This is a genomic window from Vibrio sp. L3-7 (assembly GCF_963898195.1).
GTDB lineage: Bacteria > Pseudomonadota > Gammaproteobacteria > Enterobacterales > Vibrionaceae > Vibrio > Vibrio echinoideorum.
Genome location: NZ_CAWQUW010000009.1, coordinates 83,012 through 109,012 on the forward strand (window position 1 = coordinate 83,012; position 26,001 = coordinate 109,012).

Sequence of the window (26,001 nt, forward strand, 5' to 3'; positions counted from 1 at the left end):
ATTTGGCACTGATTGGGGCGTGTTGACCTTTCGTGGTTAAATTTTGTTCGAGATAAAAGCGTTTTAATCGCGGCGAGGGGGAAGTAGCCTAGTCACTCTAAGCAAATCCCCCTCAACAAAGAGTAAAACGCTTTTAGCCGAACCCTTCGGGCAGCGTTTTCTGGCCATTTCTACTACGTTATCGGCTTCTCATGTAGGCTAGCTACACATCGACGCCTCTGCCTTGTATAAATACCCAGAAACTCGCTGCAAAAATCAACTCGAAAGATCAACACGCCCTAGTTTTTATTTTATTTTCCAGTGCTTAAACGGTGTCACAACGGCAGTGGAATTGCTGTGACACCGATTGAACTTCAGTCTAAGTAGACCAAAGCATTAGTTTTAATCTGAACTTGAATCTAAATCAGAATCGTGGCGGCTTAATCTAGCCCTACCAAAGATTCACGAGTTAAGTTTTTGATTGTCTTGGCGCCTGTTAATGTCATGGCAACGCGCATCTCTTTGTCGTAAAGATCGAGCAGGTTCTCAACGCCTGCTTGTCCTTGTGCCGCTAACGCGTAAACGAAAGAGCGGCCAAGCAAGGTGCAGTCTGCGCCCATCGCCATCATACGAACTACATCTAAGCCAGTACGAATACCAGAGTCGACCAGAATCTTAGTGTCGCCTTTTACTGCATCTGCAATCGCAGGCAAGGCTTTAGCACTCGATAGAACGCCATCAAGCTGACGACCACCATGGTTTGAAACCACAATGCCGTCTGCGCCAAATCTTACGGCGTCTTTTGCATCTTCTTGATCAAGAATGCCTTTGATGACCATTGGGCCGTCCCAGAAATCACGGATCCACTCTAGGTCTTTCCACGAAATCGATGGGTCGAAGTTGTCACCTAACCAACCGATGTAATCTTCCAGTTTGGTTGGAGAGCCGCGGTAAGTCGAGATGTTACCAAGATCGTGTGGCTTACCTAGTAAACCTACATCAACGGCCCAACTAGGATGACGCATAGATTGAAATACGCGGCGTATTGCTGCATTTGGGCCACTCATTCCTGAGTGCATGTCACGGTAGCGAGCGCCTGGTACAGGCATATCAACCGTGAAAACCAGCGTTGTTACGCCTGCCGCTTTTGCACGTTCCAATACGTTCTTCATGAAGCCGCGATCTTTTAGCACGTAAAGCTGAAACCACATTGGGCGTTCGATCTTAGGTGCGACTTCTTCAATTGGGCACACCGACACGGTAGACATGGTAAAAGGAATCCCCTTGTTGTCAGCCGCTTTAGCCGCTTGTACTTCGCCACGTCGTGCGTACATACCGGTTAAGCCAACTGGCGCTAAGGCGATTGGCATTGCCAGCTTTTCGCCGAACAACTCGGTTTCCAAATTCAGATCTGACATGTCATTGAGGACACGTTGCTTGAGCGCGATCTCTGCAAGATCGGCGGTGTTGCGGCGTAGGGTATGTTCTCCGTAAGAACCGCCGTCAATGTAGTGAAAAAGAAACGGCGGTAATTTCGCTTTTGCTGCGGCGCGGTAATCAGTCGATGCGGATATGATCATAATTTCAGTCCTAAATTCTTGGGATGTTGCCCTTCTATGAGAGCTTGGCTTGGGCTGCTTTAATTCTTGAAAAAGTAAGTGTTGGCTCTTTCTTAAACGGTGAAGCGATTAACCGGTGAAGTAACTAATTGGTGAAGCAACTAGCCTATGAAGCAAATAAACAGTGAAACAATAAAATGGCGTTAATACCCGAGGGTGTTGATGTGTTTTAGTATCCATTCCGAAACTCACCAACTGTCTTATTAGACGGTGTTGCAGTCGGGGAATTGAGTATTAACGCCAAGTGCTTTTGTAACGACTTATGGATTTACATAAGTGCGTCTGTCATTTTGAAACCGTAGACAACTACTAGGCCAATGATTCCGGTCATCACCAAGTAGTAGAACGTTGGGATAATCGTTTTACGTAACGTTGCACCTTCACGTCCTAGTAAGCCTACGGTTGCCGATGCGGCGACCACGTTGTGAATCGCGATCATGTTACCTGCTGCAGCGCCCACCGCTTGTAGAGCGACAACCACCGCACTAGAAATAGACAGAGTTTGTGCTACTTCGAATTGGAACTGGCTGAACATCATGTTTGAAACTGTGTTAGATCCTGCAATGAAGGCACCTAACGCACCAATCGTTGCACTTAACGCTGGGAATGCGCCGCCGACTAGGTCAGCTGCAAAGTTAGCAGTTGTTACTGGCATACTCGCTAAATCAGAGCCGTTCACACCTGAGTTAATGAAGATACGGACCATTGGGATAGTGAACACCAATACAAAGCCGGCACCAATCAGTGTTTTGCTCGATTCCCCAAAGGCTTTAGCCAATGGTGCTGCGCTGCGTGATTGCATTAGAACAGCAACCAGTGCGACGAAGACCAAGATGCCGCCAGGTAGATACAGAGGTTGAATCGCTGTGCTTACGCCTGTCTCGCCAAGAATGTTGCTGAAAGAAAGGCTAACGCTCTTAAGTAGGCCTTTGAACTCAGGGCTCACACGGCTAGCAACTAGAGTGACAGCGAGCAGCACGTAAGGTGCCCACGCCATCGCCATGCTCATTTTTTTATGACCTTGCTTACTGTTTGAATGAGTGTCATCTAGATCGATTTTCAAAGAGCCTAGCCATTCTGCTGGCCACTTATCTTCGCTTTCAAAATCCCATTTTGATTTTGGTACTAGGAAGCCGCGTTTTGCTGCTGTTACAACAATTGCTAGGCCAACCAAACCACCAATCAGTGATGGGAATTCAGCGCCAAGGAAAACACCCGTTAGTGCGTAAGGAATGGTGAAAGCGGCACCTGCGAACAGTGCGAATGGTAGGATATCAAGACCTTCAGTCCAGCTTTTGTTTTTGCCGAAGAAGCGAGTCAGCATCATCGCCATCAATACAGGAATCATCACACCAACGCAGGCGTGGATGATTGCAACACTTGATGTGATCTGTTGTAGGTAAGCATCCCATGTTGAACCATTGGCAATCAGGCTTTCACCGATGTTGTGCGTATCTAAACCTTTGTTCACACCAACGATAATAGGTGTACCAACCGCGCCGAATGATACTGGCGTAGATTGAATCATCATGCCCATCAGAACCGCAGCTAACGCTGGGAAACCGATTGCAACGAGTAAAGGAGCGGCGATTGCAGCGGGTGTACCGAAGCCGGATGCGCCTTCAATGAATGAACCAAAACACCAAGCGATGATGATCGCTTGTACACGACGGTCTGCTGAGATATCAGTAAAACCGTTGCGGATGGTGGTGATAGCTCCGGTGTGTTTCAAAGTGTTTAATAAGAAGATGGCGCCAAACACAATCCAGAGAACCGACACGGTAATGCCGAAGCCTTGGAATACTGAAGCCAACACGCGAGTGCCAGACATGTCCCAAGCTAATAGGGCGATAGCAACGGTTAATGCAAATGCCACTGGCATCGCTTTTTTAGCTGGCCAGTTAAGGCCGACTAGCAGTATCGCTGCAACTACTATTGGCGAAAAGGCCAATAGAGCTAGTAGAGTTTCACTCATGGGTACTTCCTCGTACTTGTTTTCAAACGTTCATGTTTGAAGTGAATAACACGTTATTGGTTTTGTAGGTGTAATCTGAATCTCGAGGATTCAGTTGTTGTAATTAGAGTTGCTGTATTTGTAATCGATTTGATTCCAAAAGCTGTGTTTGTAATTGTTTTGTTAATTTGGCGTGAATTTACCCCTTTATTTTTTATTGATATAGGGAAATAATGAAAATAATTAATTCCAAAATTGGCATAATCAAATGCGAGCAGACGATTTGATCCTGTTTTCACAGGTCGTAGAACTGGGTAGCTTTAGTAAGGTGGCAGAACAAAATAACCTTACGAATTCGGTAGTTAGCAAAAGAATTGCGCGTCTGGAAGAAGAGATAGGCGTACAATTATTGTATCGAACGACGCGTAAATTGACCCTGACCGAGGCGGGTAAGGCAATGTTACATAGCGCCAAAAATGTGAAGCAGGCGGCTCAAGAGGCTATGGACGCAGTTTCAGGCTTTGGTGAAAATGTCAGTGGTCATATCAAAATGTCAGTGCCTACTATCTCGGGAGATTTGATTCTGGCAGACGCTGTTGCCGAGTTTTGTAATATGCACCCAGGTTTAACGGTCGATATGTCACTTAACAATCGCTTTGTCGACTTGGTTGATGATGGCCTTGATTTGGTCATTCGAACCGGTTACTTGGAAGACTCCAGCTTAATTGCCCGTCATATCTTGGATTCGCAATGGGTGGTGTGTGCTTCTCCGTCTTATATCGCCAAGAACGGCAAGCCGATGCAACCAAAGGACTTGGTTGTTCACAACTGCCTGCAATACGCCTATCAAACAACAGGTGCCAGTGAATGGCAGTTCCTGCATAGTAAAGACGGCTTTACTGATAACGATAAATACATCGTACGTGTTTCGGGCTCTTTTTCTACCGATAATGCGACAGCATTAAGAAAGGCGGCGTTGGGCGGTCATGGGGTCGCGTATGTGCCGCGCTGTCTTGTTTATCACGATATTCGTAACGGCCAGCTGGTGGATATCTTCCCTGATTTGGTCGGCAAGAAGCTCGGTATCTATGCGGTGTACCCGTTCACTCGTCAGCCACCTAACAAGATTAAGTTGTTGATTGAACACATCAGAACTCGCTATCTGACGATTTCACATTATTTTTAATAAGGATCACGATGAGCTATTCAAAAGAGTATCAATATCCAATCACCAACAAACAGATCGTCAGCGATGATTATTTTGATCAAATAGTTGAAGACCCTTATCGCTGGCTAGAAGATGATCGAAGTGATGAAACCGCACAGTGGGTGGCGAGCCAAAATGAAGTGACGTTCGATTATCTTGCTCAGATCCCGTATCGCGCAGAACTGAGAGAACGATTGGCGAAAGCGCAAGACTACAAAAAGAGTTCGCAGCCGTTTGTGCGAGGCGACTACACCTACTTCTATAAGAATGATGGCCTGCAGAATCACAGTATTCTTTATCGCCAGAAAGAAGGGCAACAAGAAGAGATTTTCTTAGATCCGAATACCTTCTCGGAAGATGGCACCACATCACTTGGCTCAGTGTCGTTTTCAAAAGATTACAGTTTAGTTGCGTACAGCATCTCCGAGGGCGGCAGCGACTGGCGCAAGATCTTTGTGATTGATGCCGAGACTAAACAGCAGCTTGAAGCCGAAATCACCGATGCGAAGTTCACCGGTATATCTTGGTTGGGTAATCGCGGCTTTTATTACTCTAGTTACGACAAGCCAGACGGCAGCCAGCTTTCTGCACGTACCGAACAGCACAAACTTTACTTCCATGAGTTGGGTACAGAGCAAGCCAGCGACAAAGTGATTTTTGGTGACAACAACACCGAGCAGCATCGCTATGTATCTGGCTACACCACCGAAGACGACCGCTACTTGATCATCCTAGGGCGAGAGTCGACATCGGGTAACAGACTGTTCTATATCGATTTAAATTCACCAGAACAATCGCTGAATACGCTGATTGACCATGTGGATAGCGATACTTACCTCATTGATAACCAAGACGAAGTCTTCATCTTATACACCAACCTCGATGCGCCAAACGGCAAGGTGGTGAGCTTTGATACTCGCGATGGGAAATGGCTCAAAATCATCCCTGAAAAGCCACAGCCGTTAGATATCAGTACGGGCGGTGGTTACTTGTTTGCTCACTACATGGTCGATGTGGTGTCCAAGATCGAGCAACTGGATTACCAAGGTAACCTAGTTCGTGAAATTCATTTGCCTGGGCTGGGAACGGCCAGTGGCTTGGGTGGAAAAAACGAACAAACCCAGCTTTATTACACCTTTACCAACTACGTTACGCCGCCAACGATTTTCTCTTTTGATGTTGAATCTGGCAGCTCTGAAATCTACCAACGATCTGAGTCTCCTTTTGAGTCGGATCAATTTGAGTCTAAACAAGTCTTCTATACCTCGAAGGATGGCACCAAGGTTCCGATGCTTATCTCTTATAAGAAGGGACTCGTGTTAGATGGCAATAACCCAACCATGCTGTATGCCTATGGTGGTTTCAATGTCAGCCTAACGCCTGCTTTCTCGGGCACGGTCGGCAGTTGGTTGGATCTGGGTGGTGTGTATGCGGTACCTAACCTGCGTGGCGGTGGTGAGTATGGTAAGGCGTGGCACAAAGCCGGAACTCAGCAACAGAAGCAGAACGTGTTTGATGACTTTATTGCGGCAGCGGAGTTCTTAATTGAAGAAAATTACACCTGCAGTGATAAGTTAGCGATCCGCGGCGGTTCTAATGGTGGTTTGTTGGTTGGCGCGTGTATGACGCAAAGGCCTGAGCTGTTCAAAGTGGCTCTGCCTGCGGTCGGTGTGTTGGACATGCTGCGTTACCACACCTTCACGTCTGGCGAAGGTTGGGCGTATGACTACGGCACATCTGCGCAGAATAAAGAGATGTTCGAATATCTCCTTGGTTATTCTCCGGTCCATAATGTAGAACGCGGCACGGACTATCCTGCCACATTAGTGACAACCGCTGATCACGATGACCGCGTAGTGCCCGCGCACTCTTATAAGTTCATTGCAGAGCTCCAAGACAAACATCAAGGTGTTTCACCTGTGATGATCCGCATTGATGTTAATGCCGGCCATGGTGCTGGTATGCCTTTGAGCAAGGCGATCGACTTAACAGCCGATATTTATGCCTTTACTTTGTTCAATATGGAAATCAATTCGTTGAATTGATTTTGGTGTTCTAGCCTCTAACGCTCAAATTAAGCCTCAAAATCTACCTTAGATTTTGAGGCTTTTCATATATATGAAAACCAATCAGATCAAGACCCTGTTCTCTTCCATTATCCCCACTCTTTTTCGTGATAGCCGCCACCAATACTGATGAAATGAAAGCGATTTCAAGGCTGAAATTTATTCTTTATTGTTTCTAATTGATTGATCTTAAATCAATAGTTTTACGCCTAAATATTCTAAAAGTTTCATGGCTTTGAAGCTGATTTGTCAATGTGAACAGCGACTAACTTTTCAAGCCTTTCATTGCTTAATATTTCCCTGTTCGATGAAAACTCAAAAAAATAATAGGGAATTACAATGCAAAAATTTAAGCTTTTGCCAATAACGGTCGCAGTGGCGGCATCGCTTGCTTCACTCTCTTCTTTTGCTGCTGATACTAATATCGAAGCATTAGAAAAACGAATCCAAGAGTTAGAATCTAAGGTTGTGGATATTGATTATGTCAACGATCAACAGCCCGCTGTCCTAACTGCAGAAACTAAGGTGCCAGATGGCATCGTCTTCTCTGGTTATGCTCGTTACGGCGCTCACTACAAAAGTGGTGATGAGCGTTACGTAGACATTGGTACAACAGGTCGCTCTGTCGGTCGTTTGGGTAACGAAGCCAACGGCGGTGAGGTTCAGCTAGCTAAGCTTTTTGAAGCTGACAATGGCGCTATCTGGGACATCGTATTCATGGCTGACCACTGGGAAGCAGACGCTTGGGCTGACGACGGCGGTCTGAGCATGAAGAAAATGTACGCAGGTGTAACTAATGTATTTGAAAGCCAACCAGAACTTTACATGTGGGCTGGTCGCGACTTCCATCAACGTCCGCAACAAGGTTTGAACGATTACTTCTGGATGACACACGATGGTCAAGGCGCAGGCTTTAACAACTTAGATTTCGGCGGCGCGAAGCTAGATATGGGCTTTGTTGGTCAAGTGAAAGGCGGCCTCGTAAATGACAATGGTCGATACGCAATTACTTCTAAGCTTCATTCAATTAATGCAGGTATCGGTCAACTAGATCTATATGCGAACTATGGTTTTGCTTCAGATGAAGCAGACTCAGACGTAGTGGGTGATCCAAAAGTCAGTGATGAAACTGCTTACCTAGTGGGTGCAACATTAGGTTTAGGCGATTCTAACCGATTAATAGTGAAATACGGTGACGGTGCAGATTCATCGGTTTATGACCTAAAAGGCGACTACCAAACTTTGTATGCAAGTGTTGAGGGTAGCTACGCGGCATCTGAACAGTTCATCATCGATTACTTAGTGTCTTACAAAGACAATTCTGGCTCAGACTTAGATCGTGAGAATACTGAATACGCGGGTATCGTTCGTCCACAGTACCAATGGGATGATGTTCATTCTACTTGGTTAGAAGCGGGCTACGGTATGGTGGATTACGATGACGACGGTGAAGAGAACGCATGGAAAGTAACGCTGTCTCAAAACGTTTCTCTAGGTGGCTTACCTTGGAGCCGTCCAATGCTGCGCTTCTACACAACTGTGGGTGATGTAGAAACGAAAGGTAACACAGTGAAGACAACCAATGTTGATACATTGTCGTTTGGCGCAATGTTTGAAGCTTGGTGGTAATCACAAGATAGAAACAGCAGCTCTTTGAATTAGGCATATTTTCAAAGAGCCCTACTTTCGAATATCCATGCTTATTAAGATCATACGTTGAAATACCTATGCTTTTAAAGAGTAAGCAATACTGTCCATTTAGCCCTAAAGGCAGATTGATTAGGGCACGTTTCAATTAACTCCATTCTTGGGCACATTTTTTGTGCCCTTTTTTTCGCCACTAGATCAAGGAATAACTATGAGACTTTCTTCCATCGTGTCTAGAGTTTATTTAGGTTTCTTCACGCTGATAGTGATCATGCTTGGTAGCGCATGGTTGAGTATTAACAGCAACAAGAACATAACCTCACACATCGAAACCATCACTCAACAAGCTACCCCTTTAATGCTCCAATCTTCCACGCTTACCATCCGTTTTTTGGATATTAACCGAAGTTCAATTCCTTATTTATCAGCGGATTATATTGACGAGCTAGAGCCACTAAAACAAGCCGTTGTGAATAACACCGAGCATTATCAGCAACAATTAAATTGGTTTGAAGGCAAAGCTAAGGCAGGGTCGCCACTTGAATCCATACTCGAGAATATTGATGAAACGGGTGTTGCCACCATTGATAAGATAGAGCAGGTATTAGAGCTTTACGTTTCTTATCTGGATACTAAAGATCTCGGTTCTATGGAGCAGGCACAATTTCAATCGGTAGTGAATCAACTTAACAATACCTTGGTGAATCAATTGGCGAGCGCGAGCTCAGATGAAATGCAAAAATCGGTTGAAGCATTACTGGTTCAATTGAGTTTGATTGCTGCGGAAGCGAATGAGGCTTTTTCGCTACAAACATCATCAGAGGTTCGTAGTATCGAACGTCGCCTACAAAGTCGTAAAGAGCGATTTGAAGAAGCGGCCACTGATTTGGAGGCGTTAAATCCCGCTTTGATGCGACGTAGTAAACAGTCTTTGTCGTTACTTGCCTCGCATGCCTTTTCTAAACAAGGCTCGATTTCAACTCATATGGAAACCGTAAAGTTAAATGAGGCTATCGCACAGCAGAGAGTGGAGGTTGAACAACTCATAGATGTGCAGTTAATTCATTTCGATGAGCTTTCCTTGTACGCAGAAAATACCGCGACACGTTTATATCAAGAGTCGATGGAATCGTCTCATCAAGCCCTATTGATGCAAGCCATCATCTCGGCAGCATCGGTTTTCATTGCTCTATTGATAGGGTTGAACATTGCGAAAGGGATCCGTAAGCCAAGTAAACTCGTGCAAAGTGCGTTAGACCAAGTTGCGAACAAAGACCTGAGTTCTAAGATTGAGTATCGATCCAATAATGAATTTGGCTCGGTTAGCGACAAAGTTAACTTGGTGATCAGCCATCTAACACAAATGATTGAGAACATGCGCCAATCATCCATGCATTTGCAACAGGCTTCTCTGGAGAATCAAAGCACCAGCAGTTCACTGCGTGAAGCGATGCAAGACCAAACCAATCAAACGGTTATGGTGGCAACTGCGATGGAACAGATAGAATGTTCCGTGACGGAAATCACTCAAGCGGCCAACCAAACACTGACGTTGGTCACCGAGGCAGTTTCAAGCTCAAGTGATGGTCAAAAGACTATGGATAAAAGTGTCGAGATGATGGGAGGCCTGGAAAGTAAGTTGGCGGAATCGACGGTGACCATTGCTCAGCTTGAAAAAGAGAGTGCCAGCATTGGTTCGATTCTCGATGTGATATCGGGTATCTCAGAACAAACAAATTTATTGGCACTCAACGCAGCCATTGAAGCGGCACGAGCTGGGGAGCAAGGAAGGGGTTTTTCTGTGGTTGCTGATGAAGTTCGAGTATTGGCGGCTAAAACCAATGCATCAACTCAAGAGATCCACCATAAAATTGAACAACTGCAAACCAGCTCTAAGTTGGCGGTTGAGCAAATCAACCAATGTGTGGAGGGGATGATTCAATGCGTAGAACAGACCGGAGAGGTCAATCACTCGATTTCAACGGTGTTTGATCTTCTCAATGAAGTGGAGCAACGAAGTCATCAAATCGCGACAGCAACCACAGAGCATCAGGTTGTGGCTTCTCAGGTCACGCAAAATATCAGCCAAATACATATGCTGGCAGAAGCGAACTCCGAGCGTTCTCAGGTGCTTTTCTCACATGGTCAGCAGCTAGAAGTAATGTCACAAGAGCAGTTCTCGTTAACGCAGGAATTTAAGTTAGCAGAGCATCCAAATAGTAAGGATTAGATACGGCATCGAAATAGCAGGGATTAGACACAACATCGAGTTTTTCATGACTTAACGCCCGGCCTTGCGCTGGGTGTTTTTGTCTCTGGGATGCTCGACTTAAAAAGGAGTGAAATGTTCTCATACAATTTCGTATTGCCGTTGAAATAATAAGGTCAATTTTATCCCGTATATTGCCGTCAATTGTGGGCTCAGCACGAAATAGCCCTTTACCAAAATAGGGGCATTAGACGTACTTGTTTGATCTGATGGATGAATAACAAAACGTCGTTCTGATAATATAAACAATAATCTCATGAAACAGTTTCATGGCGTGAAGGGAATCTGTAAGCGCTTTCAAGATTTCCATATTCAGCCTTTTTACCTCCAAGTTTAGTGTGATGGTACTCACTTCAACCAAAGCGCCTTTCTTTAATAATCGTTTTGAAAGCGGTTACAAGCTAATGAAGTATCGAGGTTCGAGTGGCAACAATTAAACACGTATCAGAACATGCAGGTGTATCTCAGGCGACAGTGTCTAGAGTCATTAATGGCACCAGTAGAGTCAGTCATGACAAGAAGCTAAAGGTAGAAAAAGCGATCAAAGAGTTAGGCTATCGCCCGAATTCTATCGCTCAAGCTTTGGCGTCAAGTCGTACTGGTAGTGTGGGTGTTGTTGTTCCAGAACTTGGTGGCTCGTTCTACTCAGGCATTTTGCATAGCATCGAAGAGAACTTACGCCGCTTTGGTTACCACGCTGTTGTTGCTGCGGGTTCAAACACTGAACAAGGGCAGCGCGAGTCTGTGGAGTTTTTGTTGGGGCGTCGTGTAGATGCTTTGATTCTTCATACTCAACTGCTGAGTGATGACTATTTAATTGAATTGGAAGAACAGGGGACCCCTGTGGTTTTAATTAACCGCTTCATCCCAGAAATGGCGATGAGTTGCATTGATATTGATAACGAAGTCGGGGGGCTACTCGCTACCCAATATCTTTTGCAAAAGGGACATACAGATATCGCGTGTATTACCGGGCCTTTAGATAAAGCAGATGCTAGGGGGCGTTTGCAAGGTTATCGAAAGGCTTTGGAAGAAGCCGGTGTGCCATACGATGAAGCCTTAGTCTCTGAAGCGGGATTTACCGAGGAGACGGGTATCAGTGCAATGAAAAAGCTGATTAATCGTAAGTGTCATTTCACAGCAGTTTTTGCTTCGAATGATCATATGGCTTTTGGCGCATTCGAAGTTCTACATCAAGAAGGATTGTCTGTTCCGAAGGACGTCTCATTGGTGGGCTTTGATAACACCATCTTCGCGCGCTATCTGACCCCTAGTTTGACCACCATTAATTTCCCCATTGAAGAGATGAGCATTGAAGCAGTGCAGCTCACTCTACAAAAGCTAAAAAAAATAAAACATGACGTGAACTTTAAATTGCTGCCGACGTTGGTCACTAGAAACTCGGTATCGGATTTACCAGTTACCCTATAAAAATATTAAGGATAGAACATGAAATTTAAGACCTTAGCGCTTTCATGCGCGGTTGCTTTAGGATTAGGTACAACGGCACATGCTGCTGATAAAGAAATTCGTTTTGACGGTTTCCCTGATTTTGATAGCAGCCTAAAGGTATTGCTGCCTGATTTCGAAAAGGAAACGGGGATCAAAGTCGATTATCTAATGAATAACCACGGTGACCACCACACTAAGCTAACCACTAACTTGGCAACAGGATCTGGCGCGGGTGATGTGATCGTTGTAGATGTAGAAAAAATCGGTCCATTCGTGGGTTCTGGTGGCCTAGTTAACTTATCTGAAAACTACGGTGCAGATAAGTACGAAGAACGATTCGCACCTTACGCATGGGCACAAGGCAAAGGCGCTGATGGCAACATGTACGGTATTCCTGTGGATCTAGGTCCTGGTGTTATGTACTACCGCACTGATGTATTCGAAAAAGCAGGCATTGATGTAGAAGAAGCAATCAAAGATTGGGATTCATACATTGCTGCTGGTGAAAAACTGAAAGAGCAAAACGTACAACTTATCGCTTCAGCGGCAGACGTTGCACAAGCGATTATCTTTACGACTGTTCCTGAAGGTGAAGGTCTTTACTTCGATAAAGATGGCAACCCAGTTGTGACATCAGAACGTTTCGTTCACGCTTTTGAAGTAGCGAAAGAGATTCGTGACAAAGGTTTAGATGGCCAAATTCTGGCTTGGTCTAACGAATGGTACGAAGGTTTCCGTAACGGCACTTTTGCAACTCAACTTTCTGGCGCATGGTTACTTGGTCACCTAAACAACTGGATTGCTCCTGAAACTAAAGGTAAGTGGGCAGTAGAAAACCTACCTGATGGTATCTACGGCAGCTGGGGCGGTTCATTCCTTTCAATTCCAACTCAATCAGACAACCCAGATGAAGCTTGGGCTCTTATTGAATACATGACGACTGATCGTGAAGTACAGCTTAAGCACTTCGAAACGATTGCTGCATTCCCTGCAAACGTAACGACGTATGACGATGAGTTATTCCAAGAAGAGATGGAGTTCTTAGGTGGACAAAAAGCACGTCTTATCTTTGCTGAAGTAGCACAGAACATTAAGCCTGTATCTCCAGCTCAAGGCGACCACGTTGCACGTTCTATTATTTTAGAGAACGCGTTGATGGAAGTGCTTGATGAAGGTAAAGACATTAAGACAGCGCTTAAAGAAGCGGAACGTCTAATCAAGCGTCGTACCCGTAATCTTTAATTTGTTATTTTTTTAAGTAAGTGAGGAAGCGTGGATAACGCGCTTCCTTTTCTAAGAGGTCGTTACTATGAATCATACAGCGAGCACAACGATAGAACCTTCGGAGCAAAGCCTTTTTTCTCGCCTAAATTTGAAAGCGCTTTCACCGTATGGATTTCTTCTGCCGTTTCTGATCATTTTTTCTGTATTTGGGATCTTCCCGCTGTTGTTCTCTGTTTACCTGTCGTTCCACGAATGGAACCCGGTAAGAGGCATGGATGCGATGGAGTTCGTTGGTTTTGAGAACTATTACATTGCATTGACTGACCCATGGTTATGGCGTTCGTTGAAGAACACATTGTGGCTAGCGGTTACATCAGGCGTGGCTCAACACTTGGTTGCTATTCCAGTCGCTTACATGTTGGTTTCAATGGGTGACCGTATGCGTCACTGGCTAACATCGGCATACTTTCTACCGTTTATTACATCAACGGTCGCAGCGTCACTGATTTTCTTCAATATGTATTCTCCTAACTCAGGAATTATTAACCAAACGCTAATGGCATTGGCTGATAGCACCTTGTTTGGTTGGGCATTCGCTTGGGTTAATGATTTTCAACCGATTCGCTGGTTAGACGATGCCACAATGGTGAAACCGTCTATCGCAATCATGGTTTTCTGGAAATACACCGGTTTCAACATTGTTCTGTACACCACAGGTTTGATGACTATTCCTAAAGACATTTTAGAAGCAGCTCGTATGGATGGTGCTAATGCCTTCCACCGCTTCTGGAACATCTCACTACCCATGATTCGCCCGTTTATTTTCTTTGCTATCACGATGACCATCATTGGCAACTTACAGATGTTTGAAGAACCGTTCGTCTTAACTCGTGGTACGGGTGGTACGGGTCAATCTGGTTTAACTATTTCGATGTACCTATACAAAGTCGGTTGGGAATGGTTAGAAATGGGCACAGCATCTGCTATCTCGTGGTTACTGTTTGCACTTATCGCGACTTGTACATTGGTTCAATTTTTACTCTTCGGTAAAAAAGGTTTAGGGGAACATTAAGATGTCGACATCAATTAAGACAAATACCTCACCACTAAGTGGCCTAATGCCAAGCGAACGCACCATGTACATCATGACTAAGATCTTGATGGTTATGCTCGGCATATTACTGGTTGTTTCAGCGATTATTACGGTATTCCCGTTCGTGTGGTCAGCACTGCTTTCAACACGCGATCGCTCGGAAATCTTTGGCTCGGGCATTAGCTTTGCCATTGGCGATAGCTTAGCGGTTAACTACGCAAAATTGCTGGAAATCATGCCGTTTTGGAAAGCGATGTTTAACTCTATTTACGTGGCTTTCTTAGGTACAACCATCTCTCTGCTGTTTTGTAGCATGGGTGGCTACGCGTTTGCTGTATTTAAGTTCCGCGGTAAGAACGTGTTGTTCGGCATGCTGGTTGGCTCGATGGCGATTCCGCCAGTGCTTAGCTTGATTCCGTACTTCATGATCGTGAAATTCCTAGGTTTGTTAGACAACCATATGGCGGTGTGGCTGCCGTTCACAACGACACCATTTGGTATCTTCCTGATGCGTCAGCACGTGATTGCATCGATTCCTAAAGAGCTATTGGAAGCCGCAAAACTGGATGGTGCTGGTGAGTTTAGAACGTACTGGAGTGTGGTACTTCCGTTGATGAAGCCTGCATTAGCAACGCTTGCCATTGTTCAGTTCGTTTTCTTCTGGAACATGTTTATGCAGCCTCTTGTGGTACTGAACAACCCTGACAACTATGTCATTACACAAGCACTACGAAGCGTGCAAGGTATACCGAATACGCCATGGGGCGCGGTAATGCTAGGTACCACAATTTCAATTTTACCTCTCGTTATTACTTACCTGTTTGCATCGAAACAGATGATCAGTGGTTTAACGTCCGGCGCAGTCAAAGGTTAGGTTTAAGGGTTATAACAATGAATAAATTTCAACTTCCAAGTGATTCAAAGTTACGCAGTAAGGAATTTGTATTCGGTGTCGCGACATCTTCATACCAAATTGAAGGCGGCGCAGCAGAAGGCGGTCGTACACCGTCTATCTGGGACACGTTCTGCAATAAGCCGGGTAAGGTTGATAACGGAGATAATGGTGACGTGGCGTGTGACCACTACCACTTATGGAAACAAGATATCGAGATGATTCAAGGCTTAGGTGTTGATGCTTACCGCCTGTCGATTGCGTGGTCACGTATCCTGCCACAAGACGGCGTTGTAAATCAGCAAGGCCTTGAGTTCTACGGTCAGATTATTGATGAGTGTCATGCTCGCGGCATGAAAGTGTATGTCACGCTTTATCACTGGGATCTACCGCAATACCTTGAAGACAAAGGCGGCTGGCTAAATCGCGAAACGTCGTACAAATTTGCAGAATACGCAGAAGTGGTTAGCCACTATTTCGGTGACAACATTGATGTGTACACCACGCTAAATGAACCGTTTGTATCAGCGTTCCTCGGTTATCGTTGGGGCGAGCACGCGCCTGGTATCAAGGGCGAAAAAGAGGGCTACTTAGCGTCGCATCACTTGATGTTAGGTCATGGTTTGGCGATGCCGATTCTTCGCAAGAATGCACCAAACGCTAAGCACGGTGTTGTATTTAACGCGACACCGGCTTACCCGTTAACTCCGCAAGACCAAGGTGCTGCAGATTACTGTGAAGCGGAAAATTTTCACTGGTTTATTGACCCAGTATTGAAAGGTGAATATCCGCAGTTGGTGGTTGAACGCCAAGCGATGAACATGCCTATGATTCTTGAAGGTGACTTAGACATCATCAGTGCACCGGTGGACTACATCGGCATCAACTACTACACCCGTAATGTGGCTCGTTTCAATGAAAACGGTGACATTGAGTCTGTAAAACAAACTGAAGCAGAACATACCTACATTGGTTGGGAAATGTACTCGCAAGGTTTAACTGATTTGTTGGTAAGACTGGATGCTCGTTACGAAAACATGCCGCCTATCTACATCACAGAGAACGGCGCAGCGGGCGATGACCAATGCGTTGATGGTCGAGTAAATGACGAACAGCGTGTTCGCTATTTCCAAACTCACTTAGAAGCCGTACATAACGCAGTAGAAGCTGGCGTAAAAGTCGATGGTTACTTTGCGTGGAGCCTAATGGACAACTTTGAATGGGCGTTCGGCTACTGCCAACGTTTCGGCATTGTCCACGTTGATTACCAAACCCAAAAAAGAACATTAAAACAGAGTGCTATCGCATACCAAAATATGCTTCTAGAGCGCGCTGAGGAGAACAAGTAATGGCTAAAGTTGAATTTAAGAACATCAAAAAATCATTTGGCGACGTTGAAGTTGTAAAAGAGTTTGATTTTACGGTTGAAGACGGTGAGTTCGTTGTTTTCCTTGGTCCATCAGGCTGCGGTAAATCGACAACGCTACGTATGCTTGCTGGCCTAGAGAGCATCAGCTCTGGCGACATCGTAGTTGGCGGCAAAGTGATGAACAAAGTCGACGCGAAAGACCGTGATTTGGCGATGGTATTCCAAAGCTACGCACTGTACCCACACATGACAGTGTACGAAAACATCGCATTTGCTCTAAAGCTGAAAGGCATGCCTAAAGCTGAAATCGACGTAGAAGTGCTGAAAGCAGCGAAAATGCTAGAGCTTGATCCGTTACTAAGCCGTAAGCCGAAAGAGCTTTCAGGTGGTCAGCGTCAGCGTGTTGCGATGGGCCGTGCGATGGTTCGTACGCCTAAAGTATTCTTGTTCGATGAGCCGTTATCTAACCTTGATGCAAAACTTCGTGGTGTGATGCGTGAAGAGATCAAACACCTGCACCGTGAACTAAAAACGACCACGATTTACGTAACGCACGATCAGATTGAAGCGATGACACTGGCGGATCGTATCGTGATTCTGAAAGACGGTTATGTGGCACAAGTCGGTACGCCAACTGAGGTGTTCCAACGCCCTGCGAACAAGTTTGTCGCGCAATTCATTGGTAACCCGTCAATGAATATGCTGGAAGCGAAACTGACTGAGACTGAAGGCGAGTACTTCGTTGAAATTGGCGATGTTCATATCCCACTGCCTGAGCGCTTTAAGTCTCTGGCGTCTAAGAACCTAGCGCTGCACTTTGGTGTTCGTCCAACAGACATTCACCTACGTGCCGAGCAAGTGGACCACGATCGCGTGCTGCCATTCCCTGTGAAAATCAAAGACAAGGAACTACTGGGTGCAAGCATTCTTCTGAAAACAGAAATCGGTGGTCAGCCGTTAATGGTTGAAACTCAAGCGGCTGAAGTAGACGTGAAAGAACTGACACTTTACTTGGACTTGGATGCATTCCACCTGTTTGACGCGCTAAGTGAAAACTCACTAGCGAGCTAATTCGTTAAATAAAGCGAGTTCGAGAAAGCAGATTCAAATGGCTCAGTCAGCCATCGAGCTGATATCAACCAACTTACGACAAATTGTTTTGGCTCCTCCTGATTTGGGAGGGGCTGGGGATAGTGATGATGAAATTCGGATATTTTGACGATAAAAACAAAGAATACGTAGCAACCACACCGTGTACACCGATCAAATGGTGTAACTATGTGGGCACATTAGATTTCGGTGGCATTGTAGATAGCAACGGCGGCGTGTTGTTGTGTAAAGGCGATCCGGCACTCAACCGCATCACCAAGTACATTGCTCAACTGCCAAACTCTGATTTCAAAGGCTCGACCTTATACCTTAAGGTGCGTGATCAAGCGGGTAATGTAGAAGTGTTTTCTCCTTTCTACACACCAACTCTGAAGCCATTGGATAAGTTTGAAAACCACACGGGTTTGTCTTACACCACCATTATTGCGGAAGCATTCGGTGTGCGCTGTGAAGCGACGTTCTTTGTGCCAAAAGCTGACCAAGTACTGTTGCAAGACATCAAAGTCACCAACATTTCAGACAAAGCGCTGCACGTTGATGTGGTACCTGTGTATGAGTTCACTCACTTTGATGCACTTAAGCAACTGTTAAACGCAGACTGGGTTCCACAAACTATGACGCTTAAAGCGCATCAGCAAGAGTCTGGTCATACCGTGCTTGAGCAATACGCTTTCATGAAGCGTGATTACGCGGTGAACCTGATGACAGCGGATCGCCCTGCGACTTCTTTTGACGGTGATCGCCAGTCGTTTTTAGGTAATTTGGGATACGGTACATGGGCAGCGCCAGAAGCGCTAAACAATGATGAGCTGGGTAATACTGAGTGCTTGCGTGGCGATAACATTGGCGCACTAAATCTGCGCTTGGGTTGGTTATCACCAGAGCAGACAGAACGTACGATTGTACAAATCGCACAAGAAGAGAGTGTTGAAGCGGCGCTGCCATTATTGGCTAAATACCGCGACCATTCTGTTGTCGATGCTGCGTTTAGCGAACTATCTGAACATTGGGATTCTTACCTACAAACGGTTCAGGTTGAAACGCCAGATCCTGCGATGAACTCAATGCTTAACGTACATAACCCGCGTCAGTGTCATACGACTAAGAACTGGTCTCGTTACCTGTCTTTGTATCAGCTTGGCTATGGTGCTCGTGGTATTGGTTTCCGTGACTCGTCGCAAGATACATTGGGCGTTATTACACATATGCCTGAAGAAGCGCGCGAATTTATCGAGCGTCTGCTTTCTGTTCAGAACACTAACGGTTCAGCGATGCACCAGTTCTTCCCATCGACGATGGAAGCGAACGCGGGTGATTCTCGTGAAGAAGAAGATCGCCCTGATTACTACGGAGATGATCATCTGTGGATCATCTACGCGGTGACTCAATACGTGAAAGAAACGGGCAATGCGGACTTCTTGAATAAAGAGATCCCGTTCTACCAGAAAGACAAAGACGGCAACCCTGTTGAAACCGGAACCGTTTGGAACCACCTATGTCGCTCTATTGAATTTACCTACACCAATACGGGTGAACATGGCTTACCGCTATTAGGTTTCGCTGACTGGAATGACACGGTGAACCTACCAACAGGTGCTGAGTCAATGATGGTTGCCAATATGTACGGCAAAGCACTGCTCGATATGTTGGACCTATGTGAGTTGCGTGGTGAAGCGAAACTGACGGCTAAGTTCAAGGACCAATATCAGCAGATGCAGAGCACGGTCAATGAGTGTGGTTGGGATGGCGAATGGTTCGTTCGTTACTTCGATGAGCAAGGCTTGCCAATTGGTTCTCATAAAAACGAGCAAGGTCAGATCTACACTAATGGTCAAAGCTGGCCTGTGATCTCTGGTTTTGCAACGCAAGAGCGCGCAACACAAGCGTTAGATTCGGTTTACAACAAACTGAACACGGCGAATGGCATCAAGCTTTCAACGCCAGGCTACAACGGTTTTGATCCGAAGCTTGGTGGCGTTTCAACGTACCCACCGGGCGCGAAAGAGAATGGCGGCATCTTCCTGCATTCAAACCCTTGGGTAATGATTGCAGAAGCGAAAATGGGCAACGGCGAACGTGCGTATGAGTACTACCGTCAAATAAACCCAGCGTCTAAGAACGATGACATTGATACCTTTGAATCTGAGCCTTACTGCTACCCTCAAAACATCTTGGGTGACGAGCACAAGCAGTTTGGTTTAGGACGTAACGCATGGCTTTCTGGTACTTCATCTTGGACCTACGTTGCAGGTACGCAATGGATCCTGGGTGTTCGACCTGAAGTTGATGGTTTGCTGGTGGACCCTTGTATTCCGTCTGAATGGCCTGAGTTCAAAGTGCGCCGTCAGTTCCGTGGTGCGACGTACCACATTCATGTGACTAACCCAAATAATGTTTGTAATGGTGTTGCACAAATGAAGGTGAATGGTGAGGTGATTGAAGGCAACAAAGCACCGGTATTCACGTCAGGTGAGCATACCGTTGAGGTTGTTTTAGGTTAAAAAAGAGAAGGGCGCTTTATGCGCCCTTTATTGCTTCTTTAGTTTGCTTTTCTCTCTTGTAATGCGTTCTCTGGGGGGGCTGATTTCGCATTAAGCGGTGGCTTTTTTTTCTGTATTTTGCATTCAGAGGCTGCCTTACTTTGGTTGCTTTATTGTGGTTGAAAGATGGCTTGGCATTGCCAAGTGAAGGTTTGCGATTGATTAGCCTCAAGCGTTAATAAGCCGATTTGGTTGTTGAATGCGTCTGCAGGGCAAGTCATCGGTTCTATCGCAATACTTTGCTCGCTAGCGGGCGTGTATAGCTGAACGAATGGGTAGCTTGCATCTTGTTGATAACGAAGAACAGCTGACGAATCTGAGCGTGTAAACGCAAGTTGGTTGGTAGTTGTTGAATCAAACTCAAAGCAATGGTTGAGACTTTGATTGGTGAGTGAGTCGCCTAGTGACAAACAATCAAACACTTGTTTTTCGCCATTGGGTAGGTCGTCCACGTGCACGACTTCAGAGCAAGGTGACATGGTTAGTTTGCAGTGCGCCAGATCTGTGCCTAGTGAAAAATAAGGGTGCCAAGCATCACCGAACGGGAATGCAGAATCACCAAGGTTAGAAACAGTTGTTGAAGACGCGAGTTTACCCGTGATGTCGACAGTGAAGGTGACTTCAAGGTTGAAGGCAAACGGAAAACCAGGATGCAAAGACGATGTTTGATACTGCAACGTTACACTGGCTGACTCTTCATTGGCTGCGCTGTTTGTGATTGAAAAAGGTTGGTTGTAGAGCAGGCCATGTACGGCGTGATCAGACCAAGGAAAGTTAGCTGGGAGTTGATGGTTTTGGTTATCAAAACTGTAACGACCTAAGTTTAAACGGTTTGGAAAAGGGAATAATTTAGCACTGCGGGAAAAGAACGGATGTTGGTTGATCAGTTCATCATAATTCTGATAGCCACAAATAAAAGAAAATGGACTGTTATTTACGATGAGTTTATTAATAACAGCGCCAAATCCATTAATTATTTGAAGTTCGATGCCATGTTGGTGATTTATTAATTTGACAGAGTCAATATTTCCAAATTTTTCATTTATAATTTTAAACATGTTGATGTCTCCATTTTTAAAAGATATTAACAAGAAAAATAAAATATTCAATGGTGGTTTTAACATGAAGAATAAAATTCCATACACAAGCTATTCAGGAAACTCAGAACATCTGTGTAAAAAAGGGGATGCTGTAGAATTTATTCAACCTTGGTACACACCGATTTCAACCACGCCCAAAAATACTGGCATGGCGGTGGGTGGAATTGGCAATACATTTACACTGACACCAAACGGCAACACACCAAATTTCAGCTTTATTCCAGGAATATTTGTTGATTGCTCAGAGCAAGTTATTAATTTTAATGATTTTTATGCTTCAGTGATGGATGTGCCAACCATTGATACACTTCAAGTTTTTAACGAACAAGAGCTGAGTGTTCATCTGAATTTTTATCCCGCTTTGTTTGATGGGAATAAAATTGACAACAAAGAGATGTCGAATGCGCTTAGCCTCATTAAAACAGCATTAAAAAATGGCAATTTTTACCAAGAAAATAAAGATAACTTTATAAAGTGGAATGTTGAGCTCTCAAATAAGACTCAATTATTGATTGAGGAAAATTCATCTTCTATTGTTTGTCAATTATATGTAGCCTTAGATTTCTTTAATGGTTTGTTAATAAATGATACAACGAGATTATTATCACTTACTGTCGATGGTAATAATGATATAGAAAGTGTTAACGGAAGCGATATAGAATATAAAGCTTTGTATCCATTAGCTGAATATAAATATAATAGCTTTGATGATATTAAGATAAAGCGGAAGGTCGTCTCTCCTATCGTAAAGGAAGATAAACGCCTTTGTTCTTTGCCAATGCACTGGAATCACTTCGAACTGACCAATAATTCAGATAAAACACGAGTCGTGACCTTGGTTCAGCCTTTGCAGAACTTGATTGGCTCGACGTACCAAAAAGGTCGTGATGGCATTCAAGATTCGACATGTACTCTGTCTCAAAACCCAATCGCTCAGCAGCATGATGCGGTTAACTTAAAGGGCGAAAGCTGCAGTTTTACTGGTGTTCAACTCTACAGCCAATCGCCTTATCAAAGTGATATTGAAGGCGAGGTGGTATTCGGTGTCCAAACTGATAATCGCCTGACTGAATCTGGCAAAGTATCGGTGTCCGTGAAACCGACGTTTTATACATCTAAAACGGCGAAACAAACCGAATTTGCACTGAAAACAGGTCGCACAAACGGTGAGTTCCAAACGGGAATATATACAGGACGTGAAGCTCTGAGCGCATTGGTTGTGGTTCAGGTTGAGCTCGAAGCCGGTGAATCTGTTGACCTACGTTTTGCACAGGTGATGGCACACAGTAAAGTCATGCTAAATGGCTGGCATTCAGACAAGGCTTACACGCAATTCTACCCGCAAGCTAAGCCTGCTTTGCCGATGCTAGAGGATGTATTACCAGAGCTAGAAACGATTGAACAACAGATCGTTGAACAACAAACAGCCTTCCTAAAACAAGCTAACACTAAGATCTCTCAGCCTGATTCCGCACTTCGCTATGCGACGATGGCAATGAACTCACTGTCTTTCTTAGCGGAATCGACGGTGTGGGACAAAGAGGATAAGTTCTTGGTCAAAGAGTGTGTCGACTACCCATTCTTTAACTCTTTGGATGTGTATTTCTACGGCTCATTCTCGCTGCTTTATCTTCTACCTGAGCTTGATGGTTGTGTGATGAAAGAGTTCTCGAAAGCCATTTTGGCGGAAGACTTCACTCAGCGTCGCTATTGGGAATATGAAGCGACACCAAACGCAGAACTTATTGATGATAAATACCAAGGTGTGCGTGCCATTCGAGGTGCGGTAATTCACGATTTGGGCAGCCCATTCGACATCCAACCTGACGCCTACAGTTGGCACAATGTGAAAGAATGGAAGGACTTAGCGCCGAAATACATCTTGATGGTGTATCGCCATTATCAAAACACCCAAGATATCTCTGTGGTTAAAGAGTGCTGGCAAGCCGTGACTGAAAGTATCGAGTTCTTATCGAATCTTGTTGCTGAAGGCGACGACTTACCGTTAACACGAGGCACAGATGACACCTTTGATAACTTAGCTTCTCACGGTATTTCTATTTACTGCGCGAGCCTTTGGGTCGCAGGCTTACAAGCCGCAAGTGAGCTTGCACAATTGATGGACGAAAGCGAGAGAGCCGCGGGTTACTTAGCACGTTCGAAAAAGGCGTTAGCCACGGTAGAACAAAGCTTATGGGATGATAAAGAAGGCTACTATCATTTCTTCGTCACTCCAGTTCAAGCCAAGCACTTAACGGGACAAGGCTACCAAGTATTGGAAACCTTGGGGCTTACGTTGACTGGCGATACGATTGCCGATAAGAACATTCTGAACGACTATCTTAGCCAAACAGATATTTCAATTGATGTTAGTAAGGTATCTCAAAGAGTCTCCAAGAAACGTTTGCTGAGTGAGACAGCACCTCACGCCTTTACACAAGAGTACCTAGATTTAGTGCCGGACTCTGACAACAGTTTTGGTGATGCGCTGTTAGCCGACAGTTACTTAAAGCTCATCGGTCTAGAGGGCATTTTCCCAGAAGACAGAATACAACGTGCACTAGACTATGTTTATAAGCACAACTTTGAGATCAACAGCCCTAAGTTGGGTGTTGCAAATATGACGCTGGCTGATGGTTCACCACATGAAGCATTCCAAGCTCAAGATGTGTGGATTGGCGTTCAGTTTAGTGTCGCGACTGCGTTGAACTTGGCGGGTAAATCGCAGCAAGCGGAAACCTTGATGGATACCGTGTATACCGCGCTCTATGACTATTCGAAAATTCCTTTTGCTGCGCCAGAAGGGTTCAATTGTTCAGTTTCAATTGATGAGAAAGATCTAACTGAATATTTTAAATTGTCACAAAATGATGCGAAAAGTTGGCTTCTTGCACTTAAATATCAAAAATGTGTTCTATCTGACGGTCGAGTGAGCCCCAGTTTGACTAAAGACAGTGATAAGTTTGTTAGTATGCTGCAAGGCAAAATCTCAGCGGAATACGCCATTGTTCTTCATAAATGGCTATTGAGTACGGGATTGAAATATACCGCAGGTCGCTACTTCAGACCGGGGATGATATTCGCCTACTTGTATTAATTTAACGACACGATTTTTCAACTAAAGCAGTGGTATGCACGTTGAAACTGATGGGGAGCTTTTGGGCTCCCCAAACGTCACTTGATTAGGGTATCGAGATGCGTACAAAAACAAAAAAAACCACCGTATACGATGTAGCGAGGCTAGCTGGAGTATCTCCAAGCACGGTTTCTCGTTTTCTTAATCGAACGACTTATGTGTCGGATGATAAGAGCCAAAATATAGAACAAGCGATCAAAGACACCGGTTATAAGCCTAACTTCCAAATGCAAGAAAACATCAACCGTCGCTCACTGACGATTGGTGTATTGGTGCAACACCCTGATAGCCCTTATACCAGCCGTATTTTAAATGACATGGAGAAAACTTTGATTGCTCAAGGTTACTCTCTAGTGATTGCGACAGGGCATTGGCAGAAAAAGCTGGAATTACATGCGCTGGAGTATCTGGCGAAAAGTAATGTTGATGGCATGATCATCGTGACTGGCAGTGTGACTAAAGAAGACATAACCAAGTATGCTCAAGACATTCCTGTCGTGGCGGTAGGATACGACATTGTTGATGACAACATCCGCACGATAAACATTGATAATGTGCTTGGAGGCTATATGGCCACTTTGCATCTCCTCCAGCAAGGACATGTAAATATTGCACATATCAAAGGGCTTTCTAGTCAGCCAGATTCTGGGAGTCGCTTTGAGGGCTATAAAAAAGCACTTCAAGAAGCGGGCATAAAAGTGATGCCAAAACTGGTTAAGCAGGGTGATTTTAGTAGTGAGTCTGGCTACGAAAAAACCGTTGAATTGATCGAGTCAAAGATTCACTTTTCAGCCCTGTTTGCAGCTAATGATCAAACAGCTTACGGCGCGATTAAGGCATTGCATGATCACGGTTATAAAGTGCCAGAAGATGTGTCGGTGATTGGGTTTGATGACTTGCCAACCTCTAAGTATTTCACGCCAGCGCTAACCACCTTGAGACAGCCTATTGAAGAAATTGGAGAGGTATGTGCTCAATCGATTTTGAACCTGTTATCTGGCGAGAGGCATGAAGCTCGCTTGCCACCGATTGATTTGATTGTGAGAGAGTCGACTAAGTCTTTGTATCGTTAATTTCAAGACAAGCATCAAGGTGGTGCGCCCGTGATGATTTGTATTGATATCAATGCGAACCATGGTGCAGGAATGTCGCTGAGTAAAGCTTGCTTATATTTGCGCGTTCACATTGTTCAATATGGGGCAGGTAAGCTAAAACACTTCTGCCCCATTGTTTGCTTCGACCGAATGAACACATAGCTACACCCAAGTACCACTTAACTTACTTTTCGTCATATCAGTAGTGCTCCTATATAAACGAAGCTAACACCAGAGGTAAGAAAAGAAT

General features: G+C 44.9%; 16 protein-coding genes. 13 read left to right on the top strand and 3 right to left on the bottom strand.

The genetic code is table 11. From position 1 onward, the window contains the following. Positions 1 to 419 precede the first annotated feature (419 nt). Together lldD and AACW75_RS08875 are read right to left on the bottom strand one after the other, a co-directional pair. Positions 420 to 1,559 (bottom strand): FMN-dependent L-lactate dehydrogenase LldD, encoded by a 1,140-nt coding sequence (gene lldD, locus AACW75_RS08870; protein WP_145571395.1) that lies wholly within the window; start codon positions 1,557 to 1,559, stop codon positions 420 to 422. Between the two features lie 307 nt (positions 1,560 to 1,866). After that, the gene (locus AACW75_RS08875) at positions 1,867 to 3,573 is read right to left on the bottom strand and encodes an L-lactate permease (RefSeq protein ID WP_145571397.1); all 1,707 of its coding nucleotides are present in this window, start codon (positions 3,571 to 3,573) and stop codon (positions 1,867 to 1,869) included. A 247-nt stretch (positions 3,574 to 3,820) separates the two neighbouring features. Here AACW75_RS08875 and AACW75_RS08880 point away from each other — a divergent pair, with 247 nt between their 5' ends. The 11 genes from AACW75_RS08880 to AACW75_RS08930 all read left to right on the top strand — a co-directional run bounded on the left by AACW75_RS08880 (position 3,821) and on the right by AACW75_RS08930 (position 20,382). Further along, positions 3,821 to 4,738, top strand: coding sequence for a LysR family transcriptional regulator (locus AACW75_RS08880; RefSeq protein WP_145571399.1), 918 nt, complete (start codon positions 3,821 to 3,823; stop codon positions 4,736 to 4,738). A gap of 11 nt (positions 4,739 to 4,749) precedes the next feature. Further along, a complete protein-coding gene (locus tag AACW75_RS08885; protein WP_145571401.1) occupies positions 4,750 to 6,804 on the top strand; it encodes a prolyl oligopeptidase family serine peptidase in 2,055 nt (684 codons plus the stop codon). Positions 6,805 to 7,164: 360 nt separating this feature from the next. Continuing rightward, complete coding sequence (locus AACW75_RS08890) at positions 7,165 to 8,454, top strand: carbohydrate porin (RefSeq protein ID WP_017075315.1); 1,290 nt, start codon at positions 7,165 to 7,167, stop codon at positions 8,452 to 8,454. A 229-nt stretch (positions 8,455 to 8,683) separates the two neighbouring features. Beyond that, positions 8,684 to 10,702 carry a methyl-accepting chemotaxis protein gene (locus tag AACW75_RS08895; protein ID WP_145571403.1) on the top strand — a complete coding sequence of 673 codons (2,019 nt, stop codon included), beginning with the start codon at positions 8,684 to 8,686 and terminating at the stop codon, positions 10,700 to 10,702. 462 nt (positions 10,703 to 11,164) lie between these two features. After that, a complete protein-coding gene (locus AACW75_RS08900; RefSeq protein ID WP_017075313.1) occupies positions 11,165 to 12,172 on the top strand; it encodes a LacI family DNA-binding transcriptional regulator in 1,008 nt (335 codons plus the stop codon). 18 nt (positions 12,173 to 12,190) lie between these two features. Next, on the top strand, positions 12,191 to 13,435 hold the full coding sequence (locus AACW75_RS08905; protein ID WP_017075312.1) for an ABC transporter substrate-binding protein: 1,245 nt from the start codon (positions 12,191 to 12,193) through the stop codon (positions 13,433 to 13,435). 67 nt (positions 13,436 to 13,502) lie between these two features. After that, positions 13,503 to 14,489 (top strand): carbohydrate ABC transporter permease, encoded by a 987-nt coding sequence (locus tag AACW75_RS08910; RefSeq protein ID WP_017075311.1) that lies wholly within the window; start codon positions 13,503 to 13,505, stop codon positions 14,487 to 14,489. A gap of 46 nt (positions 14,490 to 14,535) precedes the next feature. Further along, positions 14,536 to 15,384: a carbohydrate ABC transporter permease gene (locus AACW75_RS08915; RefSeq protein WP_016792728.1), complete on the top strand. Its 849-nt coding sequence runs from the start codon at positions 14,536 to 14,538 to the stop codon at positions 15,382 to 15,384. 17 nt (positions 15,385 to 15,401) lie between these two features. Beyond that, positions 15,402 to 16,751, top strand: coding sequence for a GH1 family beta-glucosidase (locus tag AACW75_RS08920; protein WP_145571405.1), 1,350 nt, complete (start codon positions 15,402 to 15,404; stop codon positions 16,749 to 16,751). Then, positions 16,751 to 17,842, top strand: a complete 1,092-nt coding sequence (locus tag AACW75_RS08925; RefSeq protein WP_135458841.1) for an ABC transporter ATP-binding protein — start codon at positions 16,751 to 16,753, stop codon at positions 17,840 to 17,842. The genes AACW75_RS08920 and AACW75_RS08925 overlap by 1 nt, the downstream gene beginning before the upstream one ends. 125 nt (positions 17,843 to 17,967) lie before the next feature. Next, on the top strand, positions 17,968 to 20,382 hold the full coding sequence (locus AACW75_RS08930; protein WP_145571406.1) for a GH36-type glycosyl hydrolase domain-containing protein: 2,415 nt from the start codon (positions 17,968 to 17,970) through the stop codon (positions 20,380 to 20,382). Positions 20,383 to 20,531: 149 nt separating this feature from the next. On the opposite strand, the gene AACW75_RS08935 is transcribed toward AACW75_RS08930, so the two are convergent. Beyond that, a complete protein-coding gene (locus AACW75_RS08935) occupies positions 20,532 to 21,479 on the bottom strand; it encodes an aldose 1-epimerase (RefSeq protein WP_145571408.1) in 948 nt (315 codons plus the stop codon). Between the two features lie 64 nt (positions 21,480 to 21,543). On the opposite strand from AACW75_RS08935, the gene AACW75_RS08940 reads away from it, so the two are divergent. Beyond that, positions 21,544 to 24,618 carry a GH116 family glycosyl hydrolase gene (locus AACW75_RS08940; RefSeq protein WP_145571410.1) on the top strand — a complete coding sequence of 1,025 codons (3,075 nt, stop codon included), beginning with the start codon at positions 21,544 to 21,546 and terminating at the stop codon, positions 24,616 to 24,618. Positions 24,619 to 24,716: 98 nt separating this feature from the next. Next, on the top strand, positions 24,717 to 25,730 hold the full coding sequence (locus tag AACW75_RS08945) for a LacI family DNA-binding transcriptional regulator (protein ID WP_017075305.1): 1,014 nt from the start codon (positions 24,717 to 24,719) through the stop codon (positions 25,728 to 25,730). Positions 25,731 to 26,001 lie beyond the last annotated feature (271 nt).